The organism is Paraclostridium benzoelyticum, assembly GCF_001006285.1.
GTDB lineage: Bacteria > Bacillota > Clostridia > Peptostreptococcales > Peptostreptococcaceae > Paraclostridium > Paraclostridium benzoelyticum.
The window spans coordinates 1-25,081 of the sequence record NZ_LBBT01000222.1 but is presented as its reverse complement, the minus strand read 5'-3'; the positions used below and the strand labels follow the sequence as shown (position 1 = coordinate 25,081).

Sequence of the window (25,081 nt, the reverse complement as noted above, 5' to 3'; positions counted from 1 at the left end):
AAGGGAATTACAAACCTTAGTGCTTTTGTATTTTATTAACATAATTATAAATTTTTTCATTACCTAAATCTATTTGCCCAGTGGAAATGTATTTTGAAATATTACTAACGTCATTTTCATTTAAATATTGTTGAGGTATATTAAGTTCAAAACCAGTTTCGTGTAAAAGTTTTTTTAATTGAAGTTGTTGAGTAATTGATGGTTTTAACACTGTTTTTTTAACCTTTTTCTTTTTTGAATTACTAATAGTTTCATTTTGATCCTTAATAAGTGTTTGAATATAACTTGTATAGGAAATTTTAAAATCCTCGTCATCAAGTAAATTAGAATTTATAACATCTGTTATTTCTTCGTTAGATAGTATATTTTCAGCAAATTTAGCAGCAGTTAATTTTCCTGTAGTTATACCTTTTTGATATTTTCTTAAAATTTTTTTAGTAAAACTATATATTTTACTTCTGGTTTCCAAGTCTAAATCTTCAATAAGCATTAAATCACTCCTTAATTACGTTATATTAACAGTATTAACAAGTATAGGAAATAATATAATTGTAAATATTACAAATATATATAAAGGAGGATGAATTTATGATAAATGGTATTATTAAGCTTTTTTATTCTGAAATAGTTAAATCAAAAATGAAAAGTATGCCAAGTAAAGAATATAATATTAGAGATGAATTTAAAGATATAAGTAATATAGCTATGAAGGTAGACAGCTTTTTTTTAGTAGCATTCAAATTAATAATAGGGTTAACTATAATAGTAATATCATTAAGTATTAATATATTATTTGGAGTAGGCAGTATATTGATACTAATTTTATATGGAATTAGTAAACTTCATATTGCAAATCAAATAACAGATCAAGTTAAAGATGGAATGGAAAATATAAAAATAAATTTAGAATGTAGTAGTCAAAGTGTAGTTACAGATAAAATTAAGCAAAAGATAAATGCATTAGTATGTTTATTGTTTATAGGTATATTTTCGAACTTTAACTACATAATCATAGGGTGTTTTATAATAGTTTTTATGTTTACTATAAAAGATATATATAGTAATATTAATAAATAGACTTTTATAAAGAGGGGAGAGAAAACACCTATATGAATTACTACAATGAAAATGACAGACTTAAGCGTGTAGTAGAAATATCAACCTTAGTAACGGAGTCAGATAATTTCTTTGAAATAAAAGATAAAATAGTTGAAAAAATGTTAGATGTAGTTCATCCAGCAAAAGCATGTGTAAATTTATTTTATAAAAATAATTATGAACATGCTTATTTAGTGTGTTCACAAACTCTAAACTATATATCTAAGGTGTTTCCTATAGAGAAGCCAATAGGAGTTAAAATAGATTTTAATCAGTATCCTAAGTATATTCACGAGGCTGTACGAGAGCAAAAAGTAGTTTATGTCAAAAATGTATTTTTAGATGAAAGAGCCCTTGATGAGAGGGATTTAGCTACAAATGAAGGATATATAGGGAGAATTGTATTTCCACTTATAGTTCATGATAAAGTGACTGGATTTATGACATGTTTTTTAACTGAAGATGATAAAATTACAGATGATGATATGGACTTTATTTCGTCAGTAGCATCTTTAATAAGTTTATCTATAGAGATAACAAGTAAAAATAATGATATACAAAATCTTATACACAAATTAAGAGGAGCGATATCTTCTATAAATGATGCAACAAAAAAATTATATTTGAACAAAGACATAAAAAGTTTCTTAGACCATTTAAGTAAGCAAGCTTGTAATATAACAAAAAGTAGAGAAGCTGTTATAGTAATACATGGAGCTAATATAAGTGGAAAGAAAAAAGAGCTATCAAGCTTTTATACTTTAGATAAAATTAAACCAGATGTTTATTATACTTTAGACAAACTGATTGACAGCAAAACTGTAGGTTCGTACTCCAATGAAATACATGGTGATGTGGACTTACAAGGAATTCAGACCTATATATATCATAAATTAATAAATAAAAATGATATAGTAGGATATATAGCTTGTACTAATGCAAAAAATTATACTAAAGATGATTTAAATATACTTAGTATACTTGCTAAGCAAGTAGCTGTTGCTATGCAGCTTTACGAGTATAGTAAGAGTGAGGTAAAGCATCAAGTTTTAGAAAATGAACTTAAAGTTTTAAATCAACAACAAAAACTTATAATGAACAAAGGAAATAAAGTATTAGATAACAATAGAGAATTGAGATATTTTCATAAGCCAGCAAAAGTAGTAGGTGGAGATTTCTATCATGTTATAAAGAAAGATGATGGAACTGTTGTAACTATACTAGCTGATGTAATGGGGCATGGTATTGTGTCAAACTATATGGTTGCTATGATAAAGGGTGCATTTAAAGTATTAGCAAAACAATATGATACACCTAGCGAAATAATGGAAAACATAAATCAATTCCTATTTGATGAATTTGATAAAATGGGAGTTTTTACAACTTGTATAATAGGGGTAATAAAAAGTAATGAAAATAAAATGATTGTATCAAATGCAGGACATTACTATCCAATTGGAGTAGATAAAAATCATAAGGCTTCACTTCTAAAATGTAGTAAGGGTATACCAATAGGTATATTAGAAGAAGTAGAATATTCAGATAAAGAAATTGATATATCTAAATATAAAACTGTTTCTTTATACACAGACGGGGTATTAGAAATAAAAAATCATAACAAAGAAGAGTTTGGTGTAGACAGACTAAAAACATTTTTAGAAGAAACTAGTTTTTCAGATCAAGATGATATGGAAACTAGATTGAAATCTAAGTTATGGGAATTTTCAAGAAAAAGTAATTTTGAAGATGATATATTAATTGTTACTCTTAAAGAGCGATAAGGAGATTAATATGAGTGAGGTTTTAATAATAAATGGAAGTCCAAGAAAAAATAAAAACTGTTCACATATAGTAAAATCGATAATTGAAAGTTTGGATGAAAATAAAATAACCTACAAAGTTTTTGATATATATGATATGGATATAGAATATTGCACAGCTTGTGGATTTTGTGAAAAAACAGGGTTTTGTAAATTTAAGGATGATATGACGCCTATGTATGATATGTTTGACAAAGCTAAAGGTGCTATAGTAGTTAGTCCTGTTCACTTTGACTGCATATCTGCAAAGGTTAAAACTTTGGTTGACAGAACACAAGCAATATATGCAAGTAAATATATACTAAAAAAACCATCTATTGATAGAAATAAAAAACGAGTTGGTATGTATATTGCCGTTGGAGGTAGTGATCCATATCCATCTCAATTTAAGGGTGGACAGATAGTCATGGATTTTTTCTTTAAAAGTATAAATACTAAGCTATCTTATAATCATTATATAAATAGCAGCGATAAATTAGCTTTTATAGAGAATGAAATTGAAAAGGTACATTTAGAAAAAAAAATAGAAAATTATGTGAAAGATATAAAAGAGCTTGGTTAAATACAAGCTTTTTTTACGTATAAACCAAACGAGAGGAGAAATTTATGCTTAGATATATAACAAGTGGAGAGTCACATGGTAAATGTTTGACATCAATAATAGATGGAATTCCGGCCAATGTTAGTTTAAATATAGATGAAATAAACCTAGAGATGAAAAAACGCCAATCTGGATATGGAAGAGGCGGGCGTATGAAAATTGAAAGTGATACTGTTGATATACTTAGCGGGGTTAGGGGGAAAACTACTATTGGAGGACCAATAGCTATACAAATAAAAAATAAAGATTATGAAAATTGGATTAAATATATGAATCCAGTTGAAGATATTGATAGAGAAACTAGAAAAGTTGAACAAGTAAGACCAGGCCATGCAGATTTAATCGGATCTTTAAAGTATAATTTTGATGATGCTAGAAATGTTTTGGAGAGATCTAGTGCTAGAGAAACTGCTAGTAGAGTTGCAGTAGGGGCAATTTGCAAACAGGTTCTAAAAACATTTGACATAGAATTTGCATCACATGTAGTCCAAATTGGAAACGCAAAGGTTGATAAAATATATAACTTTGATTTTATAAAAGATAATGTGGATATAAGTGAAGTTAGATGTATTGACAAAGATATAGAAGAATTGATGATATCAGAAATTGATATAGCTAAATCTGAAAAGGATACATTAGGCGGAATAATTGAGATAAGGGTAAAAAACGTACCTCCTGGATTAGGATCGTATGTCCATTATGATAAAAAAATAGATGCTCACATAGCTATGAATGTAATGAGTATTCAAGCTATAAAAGGGGTAGAAATAGGAATAGGATTTGATGTTGCAAACAATAGAGGATCAAATGTTATGGATGAAATTTTTTATAACGATGAAAAAGGTATATACAGAGAAAGCAATAGATTAGGTGGAATAGAAGGTGGAATGACTACAGGTGATGAAATTGTAGTAAGGTGTGCAATGAAACCAATACCTACACTATACAAACCTCTAAACTCTATAAATATGAAAACATTAGAAAGTTTCCAAGCTACTGTTGAAAGATCAGATACTTGCGCAGTTCCAGCATGCAGTGTTGTATGTGAAAATGTAGTTGCGTTTGTAATTTTACAATTTATGCTAGATAAATTTGGAAAAGATAATATAGAAGATGTAATGAATAACTATAATTCGTATATGAATAGGCTAGGTGATAGAGGATGGAAAAATCTATAAAAATTGAATATGATTATAATGAATTTGAATTAAACTGTAGATACGATAAGTTACTTATAATAACTGATGAAAATGTAAATAGATATCAGTTTGATGAATTTGTAAAGGTATTGAATCATGAGTTTATAGAAGTGTTTATAGTTAAAAGTGGAGAGCTATCTAAAACTTTGGCTGTTTATGAAAATATAATGGCATTTTGCATAACTGTTGGGATAACTAGAAAATCAGCTATAATTGCATTAGGTGGAGGAGTTGTAGGAGATTTAGCTGGATTTATTGCAGCTACGTATATGAGAGGAATTGATTTAATTCAAGTCCCTACAACATTATTAGCTCAAGTTGATTCATCTGTTGGAGGAAAAACAGGTATAAATATAGGAAATATAAAAAATATAATAGGAGCATTTTATCAGCCTAAATTTACATATATAAATGTAAATGCACTAAAAACTTTAAATGAAAGTGAATTTTTAAGTGGGATGGCAGAAGCTTTAAAATACTCATTTATATATGATTATGAATTTTTAAATTACATAATTGAGAATAGTGAAGGTATATTATTGAAAAATCAAGATGTATTGTCTTATATTATAAATAAATGTACATCTATAAAATATGAAGTAGTAAATAAAGATGAAAAAGAAAATGGATTAAGAAAAATTTTAAATTTAGGCCATACATTTGGGCATGGAATTGAAAGACTTTGTGGATTAAGCCATGGGTTTGCGGTTAACATAGGTACAAACATGGCATTTAATTTAGCTTTAGATAAAGGATTTATAGACGCTGAATACTACCAACAATTTTTATACGTATCTAAATTATTAAATATACCTATTTCTATTAAATACCATAATCCAGAAAAAATACTAGACTTGATGAAAAGTGATAAGAAGAACAGTTTTGGAAGTATAAATCTAGTTATACCAGTTGGAAGAGGAAAAGTGGAAGTTTTTGATAATATACAAGAAAGTGAAATATTAGAAGTAATAAAGAGGTGCACTAATGCTTAAAGGAACTGTAGAGTTAATTGGAGACAAATCCATATCTCATAGAGCTATAATGTTTTCATCTATAGCGAAAGGTACTACAAGAATAAAAAATTTTTTAATGGGACAAGATTGTTTAAGTACCATTGATTGTTTTAGAAAAATGGGTGTAAATATAGATATAAATGATAAGGAAGTTATCGTAAAGGGAGTTGGATTGAGAGGGCTAAAAAAGCCTAATGAAATTTTAAATGTTGGAAACTCAGGGACGACGATAAGGCTTATGATGGGGATACTTGCTGGAAATGAATTTGAGTCCACTGTAATAGGGGATGAATCTATAGGTAAAAGGCCTATGAAAAGAGTAACTGACCCGCTAAGATTAATGGGATGTAATATAAAAGGAAATGATGATGCAAATTTTACTCCTATAACTATATATGGTGGAAATTTAAATGGAATTGAGTATAAAATGCCAGTTGCATCTGCTCAAGTAAAATCATCTATAATATTAGCATCTTTATATGCAGATAGTAGTAGTACTATAATTGAAAAATCAAAAAGTAGAAATCATACAGAGATAATGTTAAAGTCATTTGGAGCTGATATAAAATCTACTGACTTAAAAATAGGTGTACAACCTGTAAGGGAGCTTTTTTCAGTAGAAAATATAAATGTAGCAGGAGATATTTCATCAGCGGCGTTTATAATTGCAGCTGCTAGTATAGTTGAAGGTTCAGAAGTTCTTATAAAAAATGTTGGATTAAATGAAACTAGAACAGGAATAATAGATGTATTAGAAGCTATGAATGGAAATTTTGAAATTATAGATAAAAGAGTTGAAAGCGGAGAAGTTGTAGGAGATTTAATCGTAAGATATAGCGACAAATTAATAGGTACAACTATAGATTCAAATTTAATACCTAGATTAATAGATGAAATACCTATAATTGCAATTTTAGCAACTCAAGCTAATGGAACAACAGTAATAAAAGATGCGAAAGAACTTAAAGTAAAAGAAAGTAATAGAATAAAAGCTGTTGTTGATAATTTAAAAAACATGGGAGCAGAAATAGAAGAACTAGAAGATGGCATGGTAATAAAAGGTAAAACAAAATTAAAAGGAGCAAATATAAAAACTTTTAATGACCATAGGATAGCTATGGCATTTTCAGTAGCTTCATTGATTTCAGAAGGTAAATTGAATTTAGATAACACAGCTTGCATAGATATATCTTTTCCGGGATATTTCGATTTAATAAATAATTTATTAAAGTAAAATTAGAATAAAATTTGATTTTATTAGGAATATTATGTATAATTGTATTGCAATATTTTAAAAAACTTAGGAGGACTTTATAAATGAAATTACCAATAGCATTATCAAATAAACACGTTCATTTAAGTCAAGCAGATATAGAGACATTATTTGGAGCAGGTCATCAATTAGTAGAATTCAAGCCATTAAGCCAACCAGGGCAATATGCTTGTGAAGAGAAAGTTGATTTAGTAGGACCTAAAGGAACTATAAAAGGAGTTAGAGTTTTAGGACCAGCTAGACCTAACACACAAGTTGAAATATCTTTAGCAGACGGATTTACTTTAGGAGTTAAAGCTCCAATAAAGGAATCTGGAGATATAGAAGGAACTCCAGGAGTTAAATTAGTTGGGCCAGCAGGTGAAGTAGAATTAACAGAAGGTGTTATAGTTGCATCAAGACATATACATATGAGCTTAGATGACGCAGCTAAATTTGGAGTAAAAGACAAGCAAATAGTAAAAGTTAGAACTTTCGGACCTAGATCTATAGTTTTCGAAAATGTATTAGTAAGAGCTAATGCTAACTTTGCTTTAGAAATGCATGTTGACGTTGAAGAAGGAAATGCAGCAGCTGTTAGAAACGGAGATATGGTAGAGTTAATAGCTGAGTAATATATATAAAAAAAGTATGTGATTTTTCACATACTTTTTTTGTTTATATGAAATTATTTAAGATTGAATTATAGATATATGTAAATAAGAAACTAAATCAAATCCTATACATACAATAAAGGTTCTATTCACACAAAAACTACTTATCTAATTTTAAGCTATCCAAACTATTTTCCTGAAGATAATCTACTCCATAGCTATACATGCTTTCTAAAACCGGAATAAGTTTCTCCCCACATTCTGTAAGTCCATATTCTACCTTCGGAGGAACTACAGGATATACTTTTCTATAGACTAGGTTATGAGACTCTAAACTTCTCAACTGTTGTGTTAACATTTTTTGAGTTACATCAGGAAGTTTACGTCTTAAATCACTAAATCTAAGAGGATTAGGCATTAAATACCAAAGAATTAATATTTTCCATTTTCCCGAAATAATTTTATGAACTAAGTTTATAGGACACATTTCATACTTATTACATCTTTCATTCATATGACATTTAGAATGATCTTGTACCTCGAGTTGAATTTTCATAATAACCACCTTGAATTATAATAGTATACTTTTGGGTACTATAAAACAAAAAAGTACCTACTTGTTATAAAAAAACTTAATTGGTACTATTATATCATGAATTTCGCAAGCTATCTATTCGTTGGTACCTTAAAATTTTTAATAAAAATATGATACTCTGTAAATTATAATAAGTAAGTAATATATACAAAAAAATGTATATATTTGCTATAATAAAAGAACATTATAAAAATAAAAAGGAGACATATTTATGGATAAAAATATAGCTAAAATGATTGATCATACTATTTTAAAGGCTTTTGCCACAGAAAATGATGTAAAACAATTATGTAAGGAAGCTAAAGAATATAATTTCTTTTCAGTATGTATAAACCCAGCAAATATAGAACTTGCAAAAAAAGAATTAGAAGGATCTAATGTAAAGGTATGTACTGTTATAGGATTCCCTCTAGGGGCAAATACATCAGAAGTAAAAGCTTTTGAAACAGACGATGCTATTAAAAAAGGTGCAGATGAAGTTGATATGGTTATAAACATAGCAGCATTAAAAGATAAAAAGTACGATTATGTACTAGATGATATAAAAGCTGTTGTAGATGCTTCTAATAAAAGAGCATTAGTGAAAGTAATAATAGAAACATGCTATTTAAATGATGAAGAAAAGAAAATAGCTTGTGAATTATCAGTTAAAGCTGGAGCTGATTATGTAAAAACATCAACTGGTTTTGGAACAGGAGGATCAACTCCTGAAGATATAAAACTTATGAGAGATGTTGTTGGACCTAATATAGGAGTAAAAGCTTCAGGTGGAGTAAGAAATCAAAAAGATGCAAAAGCTGTAATTGAGGCTGGATGCTCTAGAATAGGAGCAAGCGCATCAATTGCAATTGCTAAAGGTGAAGATTCTGAAACGCAAGGATATTAAAAAAAAATAAAAAAATGCAGAAAAATGTTTTAAGTATACAAAATAGGGTATATATGTAATATTGAACTTTTAAAGTATACAAAAAACAAAAACATATATTGAATAGAAGGAATTTGTAAGTTAATGTAGAATTTATTACTTAAGAATATCTTAAACTATTCAAAATATTTACTCAATATAGAATACAAAGGACTATTTTGGGAGGAATATACAAGGAGGATACATACTATGGCAAAATTTATGAAAACAGTAGATGGTAACACTGCTGCTGCTCACGTTGCATATGCATTTACAGATGTAGCTGCAATATATCCAATAACTCCATCATCTACGATGGCAGAAGTTGTAGACGAATGGGCTGCACAAGGAAGAAAAAACGTATTTGGACAAAAGGTTAGTGTTGTAGAAATGCAATCAGAAGCAGGAGCTGCAGGAGCATTCCACGGTTCTTTACAAGCTGGAGCATTAACATCAACATTCACTGCATCACAAGGTTTATTACTTATGATACCAAATATGTATAAAGTAGCTGGAGAGTTATTACCTGGAGTATTCCACGTAAGTGCTCGTGCTTTAGCATCACAAGCTTTATCAATATTCGGTGACCACCAAGACGTTATGGCTGCTAGACAAACAGGATGTGTATTATTAGCTTCTGGATCAGTTCAAGAGGTTGCTGATATAGCACCAGTTGCACATTTAGCTGCAATAGAAGGTAGATTACCATTTATACATTTCTTTGATGGATTCAGAACATCTCACGAAATACAAAAAGTTGAATTATTAGAAAATGAAGATTATGCTAAATTATTAAATATGGAAGCTGTTCAAGAGTTCAGAAACAGAGCTTTATCACCAAATCACCCTGTAACTCGTGGTACAGCACAAAACCCTGATATATACTTCCAAACAAGAGAAGCTTCAAATAAATATTACAATGATATAGTTGGAATAGTTGACAAATACATGAACCAAATGTCTGAGTTAACTGGAAGAAAACATGGATTATTTGATTACTATGGAGCAGAAGATGCTAAATATGTAATAGTAGCTATGGGATCTGTAACAGAAGCTATAGAAGAAACAATAGATGTATTAAATGCACAAGGAGAAAAGTACGGTTTAGTTAAAGTTCATTTATACAGACCATTCTCAATGCAACACTTTGTAGATGCTATGCCATCAACAGTTGAAAGAATATGTGTATTAGATAGAACTAAAGAGCCAGGAGCAACTGGAGAGCCATTATACTTAGATGTTAAATCAGTATATTATGGAAAAGAAAATGCTCCTATGATAATAGGCGGAAGATATGGATTAGGATCAAAAGATACTGTTCCTACTCATATAAAAACAGTTTATGATAACTTAAAATTAGAAAATCCTAAAGATCAATTTACATTAGGTATAGTTGATGATGTTACTAACACTTCTTTAGAATTATCTGATGAATTAAAAATAGCTCAAAAAGGAACTGTAAGATGTAAGTTCTGGGGATTAGGATCTGATGGTACAGTTGGAGCTAACAAACAAGCTATAAAAATAATAGGAGATAACACTGAAAAGTATGCTCAAGCTTACTTTGCATATGACTCTAAAAAATCTGGTGGTATAACAATGTCTCACTTAAGATTTGGAGATGCTCCTATAAGATCAACTTACTTAATAGATGAAGCTGATTACATTGCTTGTCATAATCAATCATATGTATATCAATATGATTTATTAAAAGGATTAAAGAAAGGTGGAATATTCGTTCTTAACACTATCTGGAATGAAGATGAGTTAAACGAACATTTACCTGCAGCTATGAAAAATTACATGGCTAAAAATGATATCCAATTCTATACAGTAAACGGTACTAAATTAGGACAAGAAATAGGACTTGGAAACAGAATAAACATGATAATGCAATCTGCATTCTTCAAGTTAGCTCAAATAATACCAGAAGCTGATGCTATAGAGTACTTAAAAGATTCTATAAAGAAAGCTTACGGTAAAAAAGGTGAAAAAATAGTTAACATGAACTACAAAGCTGTTGATGCAGGTATGAATGCTTTAGTTAAAGTTACTATACCAGCTAACTGGGCAGATGCTAAAGATGATGTTAAAGAAGAAGTTAACGAACCAGCTTTCGTAAAAGATATAGTAAGACCTATGAATGCACAAGAAGGAGATAATTTACCTGTAAGTACATTCAATGGAATAGAAGATGGTACATTCCCAGCTGGACTTGCTGCATATGAGAAGAGAGGGGTAGCAGTAAACGTTCCTGAGTGGATAGTTGATAACTGTATCCAATGTAACCAATGTGCTTATATCTGTCCTCATGCATGTATAAGACCAGTATTAGTTAATGAAGAAGAAATGAAAAATGCTCCAGAAAAATTCGATACTAAGAAAGCTATAGGTAAAGGATTTGAAGGATTACAATACAGAATGCAAGTAAGTCCAATGGACTGTACTGGATGTGGAAACTGTGCTGATGTATGTCCAGCTAAAGAGAAAGCTTTAGTTATGAAACCTCTTGATACTCAAGACGTTGAAGTTGAAAACTGGGCATTTGCAGTTGATACTAAGAAAGTAGCTCCAAAAGGAGATATAATGGCTCCAACAACAGTTAAAGGAAGTCAATTTAGACAACCACTTATGGAGTTCTCAGGAGCTTGTGCTGGATGTGGAGAAACTCCATATCTTAAGTTAGTAACTCAATTATTTGGAGATAGAATGATGATAGCTAATGCTACTGGATGTTCTTCTATATGGGGAGGATCAGCTCCATCAACTCCATACACTGTAAACCATGAAGGTAAAGGTCCATCTTGGGCAAACTCATTATTCGAGGATAATGCAGAGTACGGATTTGGTATGTTCTTAGGTGTTAAACAAATGAGAGCTAAGTTAGTTGAGACTATGGAACAATTAATATCTATGGATATATGTGATGAAGCAAGAACAGCATTCACTAACTGGTTAGAAAATAGAGAAGATAGTGAAGCATCAGCTAAAGCAGCTGAAGAAGTACTTGCAGTATTAGCAAATGCTCATAATATAGAAAATGCTGAAATAAAAGCTTTAGTAGCTGAAATAGAATCTAGAAAAGATTACTTAGCTAAGAGATCTCAATGGATACTAGGAGGAGATGGATGGGCTTATGACATCGGTTACGGTGGATTAGATCACGTTCTTGCTTCTGGTGAAAATGTAAATGTATTAGTATTTGATACAGAGATATACTCTAATACTGGAGGTCAAGCTTCTAAGTCAACTCCAGTTGCAGCAATGGCTAAATTCGCAGCAGCAGGTAAGAGATCTAAAAAGAAAGATTTAGGTATGATGGCTATGTCTTACGGAAACGTATATGTAGCACAAGTTGGTATGGGTGCAGATAAGAACCAATTAATAAAAGCTGTAGTAGAAGCTGAAAAATATGATGGACCATCATTAATAATAGCTTACTCACCATGTATATCTCATGGATTAAAAGAAGGTATGGGAAGAGCTCAAGCTAACATAGAGCAAGCTGTTAAGTGTGGATACTGGCATTTATACAGATTCAACCCAACTTTAAAAGCTGAAGGTAAGAATCCATTCACATTAGACTCTAAAGAGCCAACTGAAAGCTTCAGAGACTTCTTAATGAAACAAGTAAGATATTCTGCTATAGCTAAACAATTCCCAGATGTAGCTGATGAATTATTTGAAATGGCAGAAGAAAATGCAAAAGATAGATACGAAGGTTACAAGAGATTAGCTGAACAAAACTAATCTAGTATATAAATAGAGAGGATTTTATCCTCTCTATTTTATTTTGCATTTTTTGCAATAAAAATAGCATACTAGACAATTTCTATTTTTATGATATTGTTATATAATAATATAGTTATAAATTCTAACTGCTAAACTTGATTAATAAGTTAAGTATTCAAGCATAGCGAATTTTTTATTGAAGGAAGGTTAAATTTATGTTACTAAAAGAAGTAATAAAAGGCTTAGATATTTTAGATACTAAAGGAAGTTTAGATATTGAAATAGATAACATACAATATGATTCTAGAAAAGTAGGAAAGAATGACCTATTTATATGCGTTAAAGGATTTACAGTTGATGGACACAAATTTATAGATATGGCTATAGAAAAAGGTGCCAAGGCATTTTTAGTTCAAGAAGATATCCAAAGAGATGGAGTAACTTTCATAAAAGTTAAAAACACTAGAGAAGATATGGCTAAAGTTGCAGATAATTTCTACAATCATCCAAGTCAAAGATTTGATGTTATAGGAGTTACGGGAACTAATGGAAAAACTAGTATAACTACATTTTTAAATGAAATACTAACATCAGCTGATAATAAAGTAGGATTAATAGGAACTATAAAAATATCTGATGGAGATAAAGAAATTGAATCAAATTCAACAACTCCAGAAAGCAGAGATTTACAAGATTACTTCGATCAAATGATAAATAATGGATGTAAGTATTGTGCTATGGAAGTTTCATCTCATGCATTAGCATTAAACAGAGTGGCTCAAACTAAGTATAAGGTTGGGGTATTCACTAACTTAACTCCAGACCACTTAGACTTTCACAAGGATTTAGAAGATTATAGAAATGCTAAAGAGAAATTATTCTATATGACAACTAATGCTAATGTTATAAATATAGATGATGAAGGCGGAAAAGTTATATATGAAAATATAAAAAACTTAGATACAAAATGCTACACTTATGCTATAGATCACGAGGCTGATTTTATGGCTAAAGACATAAAAATAGAAGCTAGAGGAGTATCATATAAACTTGTAACTCCAACTTATGAAGAAGATATATTTGTTCCGGTTCCTGGTAAATTCACGGTTTATAATACTCTAGCGGTTATAGCTGCATGTTATGCACTTGAAATTTCTAAAGAAATAGTTCTAAATGGATTAAAAAATACAGGTGGAGTAGCAGGAAGATTTGAAGCTATATCTAATGAAACTGGAATAAGTGTTATAGTAGATTATGCTCATACTCCAGATGCATTAGAAAATGTAATCAAAACAGCTAGAGAGTTTGTTAAAAATAGGATAATAACAGTATTTGGATGTGGAGGAGATAGAGATACAACTAAAAGACCTTTAATGGGAAATATTGCTCAAAAACTTTCAGATATATGTATAGTAACATCAGATAATCCAAGAACAGAAGATCCAGAACGTATAATAAATGATATATTAGAAGGATTAGATAAATCTAAAGAAAATTATAAAGTTGTTATAGATAGAAAAGAAGCTATAAAAGAAGCTATAGAAATAGCGCAAAAAGGTGATGTAATACTAATTGCAGGTAAAGGGCATGAAAATTACCAAATAATCGGTAAAGTTAAACATCACTTTGATGATAAAGAAATAGCTAACGAGTTTTTACAAAATAAATAAGGTTTAAAATAGTGGGGCGCTCAGGTGAATATATAAGTTTTGCTCCTAAAGCTGGAAAGATGCTTTAAAAGTCGTTAAATCTTATATATTCAATCTTCGCTAATCTGGTTTAAAAACTTATTTTTAAATTTAAGGGATCTGTAATTACTAAAAAGAGCAATTAGATTAAAAATTGTTCTTTTTATATTTTTTGTATTAATATCTACGTAAAATTATACAAAGATATAATGCACAAATAGAAAATTAGTTAAATTTGAACAAAATAAAAAGAGTGAGTATATTTTAGCTACATTTCAAGCATTTTTTCAGCTTGTGTAGCAAAATATATTCACTCTTTTTACATTTTATTAAACGTTAAATCTGAATAATATAACATCTCCGTCTTTAACTATATATTCTTTACCTTCAAGTCTAACTAAACCTTTATCTTTAGCAGCTGTCATTGTTCCTACATTAACTAAATCATCAAATGCTATAGTTTCCGCTCTTATGAACCCTCTCTCTATATCAGAGTGTATCTTACCACCAGCTTGAGGAGCTTTAGTTCCGACCTTTATAGTCCAAGCTCTAACCTCTTGAGGTCCAGCAGTTAAATAAGAAACAAGTCCAAGTAAAGCATATGAAGATTTTATAAGTTTATCAAGTCCAGATTGATCAAGACCTAATGTTTCTAAGAACTCTTTCTTTTCTTCCTCAGTGTCAAGTTCTGCTATTTCAGCTTCTATTTGAGCACATACAACAACAACTTCAGCATCTTCAGTTGATGCGAATTCTCTAACTCTATTTACATATTCATTGTTTTGAGCTTCATCAGCTAAATCATCTTCACTTACGTTAGTAGCATATATAACTGGTTTAGAAGTAAGTAAGTTTAATGAGTTAACAAATGCTTGTTGATCTTCAGTAAACTCCATAGTTCTAACACATTTACTATCTTCTAAAGTAGCCATTATTTCTTTTAAGAACTCAAGCTCTGAAGCTAAAGATTTATCTGCTTTAGCAGCTTTTTGAGTCTTTTGAATTCTTCTTTCTAATATTTCTATATCAGAGAATATTAATTCTAAGTTTATAGTTTCTATATCTCTTAAAGGATCTACTGAACCATCAACGTGAACAACGTTAGGATCTTCGAAACATCTAACAACATGTACTATTGCATCAACTTCTCTTATGTGAGATAAGAATTTATTTCCAAGACCTTCACCTTTAGAGGCACCTCTAACTAAACCAGCTATATCACAAAATTCTATAGCTGTAGGTACAACTTTTTTAGAATCATATAGTTCTTTTAATTTTTCTAATCTTTCGTCCGGCACAGCCACAACACCTACGTTTGGCTCTATTGTACAGAAAGGGTAGTTAGCAGATTCAGCACCTGCTTGAGTTATCGCATTAAATAGTGTACTTTTACCTACGTTTGGTAAACCAACTATACCTAATTTCATATTGTATCTTCCTCTCTTCTTAAGTCTTATATTTATTTTAATTTAGACATACATTCTAATTATACATCATATATATTAGTCATGCAAACTATACTTTTAATGGAGTTGATTCAATGGTTATGCCAATTTGTTTAGGTATTTTATTTGGATTGAGCATTATATTTGATGGGTATATGGAGAATATATTTATTATAGCTGCGACAGTGTCTGTATATACATATTTTATATATTATGAAAAAGATTATAAAAAATTATTTGTAGGTTTTATAGTTTCGTTTTTAATAATCAATTTATCAATTATGTTTTTTATAAAGGATGATATAAATGTTCAATCTATAGAACATGGAGATGTTCAAGATGAAACTTTAGTAATACTTGTATATGATGGAGAATCTAAAAAATATAATATTAGAGAACGTGCAAATGAAATTTACTTTGATAAGGGATATGAGGCATACATATCGAGTATATATAATTTGCATAAGTATAAAGGGTACTATGCAAATCTAGGGACTAGTGAATTTAAAGACACTGCACATAAAATTTCATCGGGGTTAAGATCTAAATTAGGTTCTAAATACAAAGTCGTTGACGCATATATGTACACTAAACCATATTTTGAAAATATGGTACAAGAGGTTGTAGAACTAGGGTATAAAAATATAATAATATGCCCAATGTTTATAACAGAGGGTAAAGATTTTGATATATTTAACAAAAGATTAGATACTATGAGCCTTAATAAATATGGAGTGAATATTAAACTTACTGATGTTTTTTATAAATCCAATAATTTAGCCAAGTCATACACCAATGAAATTTTGGGGAATATAAAAAATGAAGATGTAGATTCAGGTGTTCTTTTAATAGGATTAGAAGATGAAAACAACTTAGAACAAGATATTATTTTTAGAGAAAAAATAAAATATTACATAGAAAAAGAGAAAAATACAAAAATTCAAATAAAATTACCACTTTTAGAAAATAATAAAGACGATATAATAAAATCAGGAGAACAACTTCTAGAATATGGAATCGATGTATTGCATGTAGTTATTCCTACATGTACAATTGATAACATGTACAATAAAAACTTAGTTGAAAGTATTTTAAAAGAATTAGATACTTGTGAGGTTAGATTTCATTATATAGAGCCAAAAGATAAAGTAAAGATACTTATTGATGAAATGTATACTCAAATATTGTTAATAGAAAAATAGGAGGATTATATGGAGAATATAAAAAAAATAAATTTAGATGAAAATATAAATTTAACTTTAATAAAGTCTAAAAAATTTAAAACAAATTTAGTTAGCGTATACATACAAAGGATTTTAGACAAGAATGAGACTACAAAAAATGCGTTAATTCCAAATATGATAACTAATGCAAGTGATAAATATAAAACGTTAAAAGAGATATCTAATAAATTAGAAGATTTGTATGGAGCTTCTATATTAGCTGATGTAAGTAAGAGAGGTGAAAGACAGGTTTTAAATATAAAATTAGTAACAACCAATGAACAATACCTAGAAGAACCTATATTTACAAATGCAATAGAATTTTTAAATGAAATAATAAATAACCCACTAATAGAAAATGGTGCTTTTAAAGAGGAATATCTTAAATTAGAAAAACAAAACTTAGCTGAGAGAATAAAAGCGAAGATAAATGACAAAGGAAGATATGCACTAGAAAGATGTTTTGAAGAAATGTGCAAAGATGAAAAGTTTAGTATAAGTGAATATGGGTATTTAGATGAAATTGACAAAATAAATGGTAAAGATCTATACAATCACTATAAAGATATTTTAAAAACATCTCCTATCGATATTGTTATAGAAGGAGAATTTGATGAAGAAAAAGTTATAGATATTATAAAAAATAAATTTAAATTTGAAAGAGAAAAAGTTATAGAAATACCTAGAGAGAAATATGAAAAAAATGTTAAGTCTATAAAAAATATAGTTGATAAAATGGATATAACTCAAGGTAAATTGGTTATGGGATATAGAACGAATACAGATTTTGCGGATGCAAAAAATTATTATCCTCTAGTTGTAGGATGCAATATTTTAGGTGGAGGACCACACTCTAAAATGTTTATAAATATAAGAGAAAAAGAAAGCTTATGTTACTATATATATTCATCTATAGAAAAATATAAAGGAATACTATTTATATCTTCAGGAATAGAAACTCAAAATTATGAAAAAACAACAGATTTAGTTAGAAAACAGATAGAAAGTATAATAAATGGAGAGATAAGTGACGAAGAACTTGAAAATAGTAAAATATCACTTATAAGTTCGATGAGATCTTTAAAAGATAGTATAGGTGGATTATCTGATTTTAAATTTTCTCAGGATATAAGTAAAACAAATTTAAGCATAGAAGATATTATAAGTTATGTAGAAAAAGTGAATAAAGAAGAAATTATTAGTGTGTTTAAAAAATTACAATTAGATACTATTTATTTCTTAAGAAATTAGGAGGAGTATATGGAAAAGATAGTTAACGATATATTAAAAGAAGAACTTTATTATGAAAAATTAGAAAATGGACTTGATGTATATTTTATGCCTAAAAAAGGGTTTATGAAAAAATTTGCAGTGTTAGCTACTAATTATGGATCTAACGAATTAGAATTTATTCCTATAAATGAAAATGAAAAATTCAGAGTAAATGAAGGTATAGCACATTTTTTAGAACATAAAATGTTCGAGCAACCAGATGGTGGAAATGCATTTGATAAATTTTCTAAGTTAGGAGCTAGTGCAAATGCATATACTAATTTTACTATGACTGCATATTTATTTTCTTGCACAGATAATTTTTATGAAAGTTTAGAACATCTTATAGATTATGTACAAACTCCATACTTTACAGATGAGAATGTAGAGAAAGAAAAAGGAATAATTGAGCAGGAAATAAAAATGTATAATGATGATCCTGACTGGAATGTATATTTCAATTGCTTAAGAGCGATGTACAAGGATTATCCTGTAAATGTTGATATAGCAGGAACTGTGGAAAGTATATATAAAATTACAAAAGATGAACTTTATAAATGTTATAATACATTTTATAACCCGGGAAATATGGCTTTATTTGTAGTAGGTGATGTCGAAGTTGATAAAGTTATGGAAAGTATCAAAAAAAGCAATCATATTGATATAGAAAAACTAGATCATAGTATAAAAAGATTTTATCCTCAAGAATCTAAAGAAATAAATAAAAAAGAGGTAGTTGCAAATTTCCCTATATCAATGCCTATGTTTAATATAGGATTTAAAGATGATAACGTAGGAATTAAAGGGAGAGAACTTCTTCGTAAAGAAGTTGTTACAGAAATTCTTTTAGATATGATCTTTAAAAGAGGTAGTGAAATATTTGATGAGTTATATATGAGTGGACTGGTAAATGACAATTTTGGATGTGGATTTACATCTCAAATTGACTATGCCTTTACTTTAATAGGAGGAGAATCCGAAAGTCCTATGAAAGTAAAAGATGTTATATTAAAGCATATAACTAAGTATCAAAAAGAAGGATTATGTGAGGAAGATTTCAATAGAATAAAAAAGAAAAAAATGGGTCAATTTATAAAATACTTTGATTCAGTAAACTTTATAGCTAATAATTTTATAGCATATAAGTTTAAAGATATAAACTTATTAGATTATTTGGATGTTATTAAGGAAGTAGAGTTTAAAGAAGTGGAAGAAAGATTAAAAAATCATTTAAAAGAAGAGTATTGTGTAATTTCAATAGTAGAACCTAAGTAAATTTAAAAAGTGCTAATTATAGCACTTTTTTTACGCAACAGAAGAAGGTGTTGGCGATATGAGCGAAGCGAATTTTTAGCACACCTATGGAATAATTATGTACAATATATAAGAATTAGGTATATAAGTTTTATATTTTTTAAGCTCAAAAAAGCTTTGTTTTAAAGTGAAATAGTTAAAGAAAATTGATGGTTTATAGGTAATATGGTATCATTTAGTTTATAAAAGGAGGGAGAGCTAAATGATAGATATACATTGTCATATATTGCCGCAAGTAGATGATGGGTCAAAAAGCTTAGAAGAATCTATAGAAATGGCAAAAATAGCACAAGACGAAGGAATTAAAAAGATAATTAATACATCCCACTATCATCCAGATTTTAAATATAAAAGTGGAGAAGAGTTAAAAATAATATTAAAAAGCTTTAACCAAAAATTAAAAGATGAAAATATAGATATCGAAGTTTTTTTAGGAAATGAGCTTTACTTTACAGACGATTTATTAGGTGATTTTGAAAAATTAGAGTTTCATAGCCTAAATAATAGTAAATATATATTAGTTGAGTTTTCACCTAATAATTTTCCTAATAATTTAGCAGATATAGTGTATGAATTAAAGTTAAAAAAACACATTCCTATACTAGCACATGTAGAAAGGTATTCTAAAGTACAAGAGAATCCAAATATTATATATGATTGTATAAATGAGGGAGCTTTAATTCAATTGAATGGAGCTAGTGTAATAGGTAAAAATGGGAAAGAGGCAGAGAAAACTAGTAAAATTTTACTAGAAAATAATATGGCTCACTTTATAGCGACAGATGCACATAGTAGTACAAAGAGAAGACCACTAATTAAAGAAGTATATGATTACATAAGTAAGCAATATGGAGAAGAAAATGCAAAAAATATATTTGAAGAAAATCAAAAATGTATTTTAGAAAATAAAGATATATGCATTTTAGAACCAACAAAGTACATAGAAAAGAAAAATTTATTTAAAAGACTATTTAAAAGGTAGGGATCAGTTTATGGATAGAATTGCATTTACTATATTTGGAATAGATGTAATGTGGTATGGAATACTTATGGCCACAGGTATGATTTTAGGTACATTAATAGCATTGAAAGAGGCTAAAAGAGTTGGAATCAAAGAAGATGATATATTAGATTTAGCAATTATTGCAATTCCGGTAGGACTAATAAGTGCCAGATTGTATTACGTAATATTTAATTGGGAATATTATTCTAATAACCCATCTCAAATATTCAATTTTAGAGGTGGTGGAATGGCAATACATGGAGCTTTAATAGGTGGAATATTAGCAGGATATATATTCTCTAGATATAAGAAGATTAATTTTCTAAAATTAGCAGATACTGTTATACTTGGAATGCCTTTAGCTCAAGCTATAGGAAGATGGGGCAATTTTATAAATAAAGAAGCTCATGGAGGACCAACTAATTTACCATGGGGAATAATGGTGGATGGAGTAAAAGTACATCCAACTTTTCTATATGAATCTATATGGGATTTTGGTATATTTATATTCCTATGTATATTTAGAAAAAAGAAATCTTATGAGGGTCAAATTATAGTTTTATATGCTATACTATATTCTTTAGGAAGATTTTTTATAGAAGGGCTTAGAACGGATAGCCTTATGATAGGGCCTCTTAGAATGGCTCAAGTTATAAGTTTAGCAGGCGTAATAGGAGGAATAATAGTCCACCTATATTTATCAAGGAAAAATAAAAAAGAAATAGATGATATTAAGGAGCGATAAAATATGGAATTTCATCACGTATCGGTACTTTTAGATGAGTGTATTGATAATTTAAACATAAAACCAGATGGAGTATATGTTGATTGTACAATGGGTGGTGCAGGCCACTCCAAAGAAATAGTAAAAAGACTTTCTAAGGATGGACTTTTTATAGGATTTGACCAAGATATAAACGCTATAAATACAGCAAAAGAAAGATTGAGTGAATATAGCGATAGAGTAAAGTTTGTGCACAGTAATTTTCAAAATTTAAAAAATGAATTAGAAAAAATAGGTGTATATAAAGTGGATGGGGTTCTAGCGGATTTAGGTGTTTCATCACACCAATTAGATGAGGCTGATAGAGGGTTTTCATATATGCAAGATGCACCTTTAGATATGAGAATGGATATAAGATGCAGTTTTTCAGCTTATGATGTTGTAAACACATATAGTGAAGCGGAATTATCAAAAATAATAAAAGATTATGGAGAAGATAATTGGGCTAAACGTATAGCTAAGTTCATAGTAGAAGGACGTAAAGAAAAGAACATAGAAACTACAGGTGAATTAGTTGAAATTATAAAAAAAGCTATACCTAAGAAAGCTAGAATAGATGGTCCGCATCCAGCCAAAAGAACTTTCCAGGCTATAAGAATAGAAGTGAATAATGAATTAGGTGTTATAACTGAGATGATAGATGATGCAGCTTCTATTATGAATGAGGGCGGAAGAATATGTATAATAACTTTCCACTCTTTAGAAGATAGGATTGTAAAAAATGCATTTAGAGATTTAGCAACAGATTGCATATGTCCACCACATATTCCTATATGCCAGTGCGATAAAGAAGCTTTAGTCAAAGTTATAACTAGAAAACCAATATTACCAACAGACAAAGAAATCGAAGAAAACCCAAGATCTAGAAGTGCAAAATTAAGGGTTGCTGAAAGAATATAGAAGTCTAAGCGAAAGCTTAGACTTTTTTGTTTTTTATTGTTTTAATTTTGTATTAAGACTAAAAAGGAAGGAGTATATAGAAAGTTAAATATAATATATATCTATTTATTTATAAAAAAGTAAGGGGATATGTATGAAAAGAAAAAATAAAATAAAAGATATAAATGAATATAGAGCAAATAAAAAGAATATCTATAAAAGAAGAATGATAAAAAAAATTACAAAGTGGGTTATAAAGTTAGGAGCTGTAGCAAGTGCTTGTTGTATAATTTTTGCGTGTATGTATGGTTATAGTGAAGTTGCAAAATTAAAATATAAAATCGGGGATTTAGAGTCTGAATTACATAATAAAACTATAGAAAAAGAAAATTTACAAGTAGATGTAGATTTATTAACTAGAAGTAGAGATATAGAAAATAAAGCTAATGAGAAATTAGGGATGGACTATCCTAAAGAAAGTCAGATGAAGTACATAGAAGTACCTAATTAGGGGGGATTTGCTTGAGTAAAATAAAGAGATTGAGTAAAAAAAGGTTAGTAATTGTTTTAATACTAGCATGCTTTGTTTTTACGATGCTTATATTTAGGACTGGATACTTACAAATAATTAAAGGGGATTGGCTTACAGAAAAAGCTTTAGATCAGCAAACAAGAGACATACCAATAGAACCTAAAAGAGGTACTATATATGATAGAAATATGAAAGAACTAGCTGTAAGTGTTACTAAGTATACTGTTTGGGCTAAACCGGTTGAAGTTAAAGACAAAGAAAAATCAGCTAAGTTAATATCTGAAATGATAGGTGAAGACTATGATGACGTTTTAAAATTGCTTAAAAAGAAAAACATGGCTTTAGTAAAAGTAAAAAGATGGATAGATGATAAAACAGCAGAAAAAATAAGGGATTCTAAATTACCTGGTATATGGGTAGCTGAGGATAATCAAAGATATTATCCGTATGGAAATTTTGCCCCATATGTAATAGGACATACGTCGGATGATGCAACTGGAATTGCGGGTATAGAGATGGAATATGACAAACATCTAAAGGGAAAACCAGGAAGATTAATTGTTAGTACTGATGCATCAGGAAGAGAAATTCCTCATGGAATGGAAAAATATTATGAGCCGGTGCAAGGAAATGGGTTAGTTCTTAGCATAGATGAAGTAATTCAACACTATACTGAAAAAGCGGTTCAAAAAGCTTATGAACTAAATAATGCTAAAAGAGTTACGGCAATAGCTTTAGATCCGAAAACTGGTGACATTTTATCTATGGCTTCGAAGCCTGACTATGACCCAAATGACTCAAGAACACCTATATATCCATACTACGAAGAAGAACTTGAAAAATATAGTGATAAAGATAAAATAAAAGGATATTTCTCAATGTGGAGAAATCCTGCAGTTAGTGATACGTATGAGCCAGGATCTACTTTCAAACTTATAACATCATCTGCATCTGTAGAAGAAGGAGTTATAAAAGATGGGGAAAAGTTTGTATGTACAGGTAGTGTTACCGTAGGTGGAAGAAAATTGAAATGTTGGAGACACTATAGACCACATGGAGCTCAAGAATTTAAACAGGCAGTTCAAAATTCTTGTAACCCAGTTTTTGTTGAGTTAGGGCAAAGATTAGGTGTGTCTAAGATGTATGATTATATAGAAGGATTTGGATTCATGGATAAAACTAATATAGATTTACCTGGAGAAGCTAAAGGTATTTTATATAATGAAAAAAATGTAGGACCTGTAGAGTTAGCGACTATATCATTTGGTCAATCTATATCAGTTACTCCTATGCAGTTAATAAGCGCAATAGGTGCTATAGCAAATGATGGAAAACTTATGGAGCCTAGAGTAGTTAAATCAAAAGTTGATAATCAAGGAAACGTAACAGAAAATATAAAGCCAAAGGTAGTTAGACAAGTAATATCAGAAGATACATCTAAAAAAATGCTAGAAATAGCTGAATCTGTTGTAAGTGAAGGGTCTGGTAAAGCTGCATATATACCTGGATTTAAAATAGGTGGTAAAACAGGAACAGCACAAAAGGTTATAGATGGTAAGTATGCACAAGGCAAATATATATGCTCCTTTGTAGGGATAGCTCCTTGTGATGATCCACAAATAGTAGTATTAGCTATAGTAGATGAACCAACTGGTGTTAGTGCATTTGGTAGTACAACAGCAGGACCTATAGTAAAAGAAATAATGAATGATTCCCTAAAATATTTAGGGGTTGAACCTAAATATACTGATGAAGAAAAGCAAGAATATGAAAAACCTAAGGTAAAAGTACCAAATATTATTGATTTAAGTATAGAGGATGCTTTAAAGGTATTAGAAGAAAATAAATTAAAACCGATACAAGACACAGACACAGAGGTTGATGGAAGTGCAAAGGTTAAAGAAATTTTCCCTCCTGCAGGATCAGAAGTACCACAAGATTCTGGAATAGTAATTTACACAGATAATTAAAAGATAATATAGGAATAAACATCTTCAAAAATATTAATATATAGTATATAATTAATGAGTTAATAATTTAAAGAGCAATGTATATAATTTATATACATTGCTCTTTATTAGGATTTCTAAAGGTTTACAAAAGTGTAAAATAA

21 protein-coding genes are annotated in these 25,081 nt (G+C 29.3%); 18 read left to right on the top strand and 3 right to left on the bottom strand.

Annotated features, from left to right (window positions below):
• Window positions 1-16: 16 nt before the first annotated feature.
• Complete coding sequence (locus tag VN21_RS11080; RefSeq protein ID WP_046823333.1) at window positions 17-490, bottom strand: hypothetical protein; 474 nt, start codon at window positions 488-490, stop codon at window positions 17-19.
• 98 nt (window positions 491-588) lie between these two features.
• On the opposite strand from VN21_RS11080, the gene VN21_RS11075 reads away from it, so the two are divergent.
• From VN21_RS11075 to pduL, 7 genes are all read left to right on the top strand, one after another.
• A complete protein-coding gene (locus VN21_RS11075; RefSeq protein WP_046823332.1) occupies window positions 589-1,077 on the top strand; it encodes a hypothetical protein in 489 nt (162 codons plus the stop codon).
• A gap of 32 nt (window positions 1,078-1,109) precedes the next feature.
• A complete protein-coding gene (locus tag VN21_RS11070; protein WP_046823331.1) occupies window positions 1,110-2,879 on the top strand; it encodes a SpoIIE family protein phosphatase in 1,770 nt (589 codons plus the stop codon).
• 10 nt (window positions 2,880-2,889) lie between these two features.
• On the top strand, window positions 2,890-3,480 hold the full coding sequence (locus tag VN21_RS11065) for a flavodoxin family protein (protein ID WP_046823330.1): 591 nt from the start codon (window positions 2,890-2,892) through the stop codon (window positions 3,478-3,480).
• Window positions 3,481-3,524: 44 nt separating this feature from the next.
• Window positions 3,525-4,697: a chorismate synthase gene (gene aroC, locus VN21_RS11060; RefSeq protein WP_046823329.1), complete on the top strand. Its 1,173-nt coding sequence runs from the start codon at window positions 3,525-3,527 to the stop codon at window positions 4,695-4,697.
• Window positions 4,682-5,710, top strand: a complete 1,029-nt coding sequence (aroB, locus tag VN21_RS11055; protein ID WP_046823328.1) for a 3-dehydroquinate synthase — start codon at window positions 4,682-4,684, stop codon at window positions 5,708-5,710. The genes aroC and aroB overlap by 16 nt, the downstream gene beginning before the upstream one ends.
• Window positions 5,703-6,965: a 3-phosphoshikimate 1-carboxyvinyltransferase gene (aroA, locus tag VN21_RS11050; RefSeq protein WP_046823327.1), complete on the top strand. Its 1,263-nt coding sequence runs from the start codon at window positions 5,703-5,705 to the stop codon at window positions 6,963-6,965. Before aroB ends, aroA begins: the two co-directional genes overlap by 8 nt.
• An 83-nt stretch (window positions 6,966-7,048) precedes the next feature.
• Window positions 7,049-7,618: a phosphate propanoyltransferase gene (gene pduL, locus VN21_RS11045; RefSeq protein ID WP_021430061.1), complete on the top strand. Its 570-nt coding sequence runs from the start codon at window positions 7,049-7,051 to the stop codon at window positions 7,616-7,618.
• 139 nt (window positions 7,619-7,757) lie between these two features.
• On the opposite strand, the gene VN21_RS11040 is transcribed toward pduL, so the two are convergent.
• Window positions 7,758-8,153 (bottom strand): winged helix-turn-helix transcriptional regulator, encoded by a 396-nt coding sequence (locus VN21_RS11040; protein ID WP_084822091.1) that lies wholly within the window; start codon window positions 8,151-8,153, stop codon window positions 7,758-7,760.
• A 250-nt stretch (window positions 8,154-8,403) separates the two neighbouring features.
• Between VN21_RS11040 and deoC the strand changes: the two genes are divergently transcribed.
• The 3 genes from deoC (at window position 8,404) to VN21_RS11025 (ending at window position 14,498) form a co-directional block, all read left to right on the top strand.
• Window positions 8,404-9,078 carry a deoxyribose-phosphate aldolase gene (gene deoC / locus VN21_RS11035; protein WP_046823326.1) on the top strand — a complete coding sequence of 225 codons (675 nt, stop codon included), beginning with the start codon at window positions 8,404-8,406 and terminating at the stop codon, window positions 9,076-9,078.
• A 228-nt stretch (window positions 9,079-9,306) separates the two neighbouring features.
• The gene (nifJ, locus tag VN21_RS11030; RefSeq protein ID WP_046823325.1) at window positions 9,307-12,846 is read left to right on the top strand and encodes a pyruvate:ferredoxin (flavodoxin) oxidoreductase; all 3,540 of its coding nucleotides are present in this window, start codon (window positions 9,307-9,309) and stop codon (window positions 12,844-12,846) included.
• 197 nt (window positions 12,847-13,043) lie between these two features.
• Window positions 13,044-14,498, top strand: a complete 1,455-nt coding sequence (locus tag VN21_RS11025) for a UDP-N-acetylmuramoyl-L-alanyl-D-glutamate--2,6-diaminopimelate ligase (protein ID WP_046823324.1) — start codon at window positions 13,044-13,046, stop codon at window positions 14,496-14,498.
• A 347-nt stretch (window positions 14,499-14,845) separates the two neighbouring features.
• Here VN21_RS11025 and ychF read toward each other — a convergent pair whose 3' ends face one another.
• Window positions 14,846-15,943 carry a redox-regulated ATPase YchF gene (gene ychF / locus VN21_RS11020; protein ID WP_046823323.1) on the bottom strand — a complete coding sequence of 366 codons (1,098 nt, stop codon included), beginning with the start codon at window positions 15,941-15,943 and terminating at the stop codon, window positions 14,846-14,848.
• Window positions 15,944-16,056: 113 nt separating this feature from the next.
• Between ychF and VN21_RS11015 the strand changes: the two genes are divergently transcribed.
• From VN21_RS11015 to VN21_RS10980, 8 genes are all read left to right on the top strand, one after another.
• Window positions 16,057-17,163: a CbiX/SirB N-terminal domain-containing protein gene (locus VN21_RS11015; protein ID WP_046823322.1), complete on the top strand. Its 1,107-nt coding sequence runs from the start codon at window positions 16,057-16,059 to the stop codon at window positions 17,161-17,163.
• A gap of 9 nt (window positions 17,164-17,172) precedes the next feature.
• Window positions 17,173-18,435: an EF-P 5-aminopentanol modification-associated protein YfmF gene (yfmF, locus tag VN21_RS11010; protein WP_046823321.1), complete on the top strand. Its 1,263-nt coding sequence runs from the start codon at window positions 17,173-17,175 to the stop codon at window positions 18,433-18,435.
• A gap of 9 nt (window positions 18,436-18,444) precedes the next feature.
• A complete protein-coding gene (yfmH, locus tag VN21_RS11005; protein ID WP_046823320.1) occupies window positions 18,445-19,731 on the top strand; it encodes an EF-P 5-aminopentanol modification-associated protein YfmH in 1,287 nt (428 codons plus the stop codon).
• A gap of 241 nt (window positions 19,732-19,972) precedes the next feature.
• A complete protein-coding gene (locus VN21_RS11000) occupies window positions 19,973-20,752 on the top strand; it encodes a tyrosine-protein phosphatase (protein WP_046823319.1) in 780 nt (259 codons plus the stop codon).
• Window positions 20,753-20,762: 10 nt separating this feature from the next.
• Window positions 20,763-21,518: a prolipoprotein diacylglyceryl transferase gene (lgt, locus tag VN21_RS10995; protein ID WP_046823318.1), complete on the top strand. Its 756-nt coding sequence runs from the start codon at window positions 20,763-20,765 to the stop codon at window positions 21,516-21,518.
• Window positions 21,519-21,521: 3 nt separating this feature from the next.
• Window positions 21,522-22,457 (top strand): 16S rRNA (cytosine(1402)-N(4))-methyltransferase RsmH, encoded by a 936-nt coding sequence (gene rsmH, locus VN21_RS10990; RefSeq protein WP_021430063.1) that lies wholly within the window; start codon window positions 21,522-21,524, stop codon window positions 22,455-22,457.
• A 133-nt stretch (window positions 22,458-22,590) separates the two neighbouring features.
• Entirely contained in the window at window positions 22,591-22,947 is a 357-nt protein-coding gene (locus VN21_RS10985; protein ID WP_046823317.1) for a cell division protein FtsL, read from the top strand.
• 11 nt (window positions 22,948-22,958) lie between these two features.
• Window positions 22,959-24,938 carry a stage V sporulation protein D gene (locus VN21_RS10980; protein WP_046823316.1) on the top strand — a complete coding sequence of 660 codons (1,980 nt, stop codon included), beginning with the start codon at window positions 22,959-22,961 and terminating at the stop codon, window positions 24,936-24,938.
• Window positions 24,939-25,081: the final 143 nt, after the last annotated feature.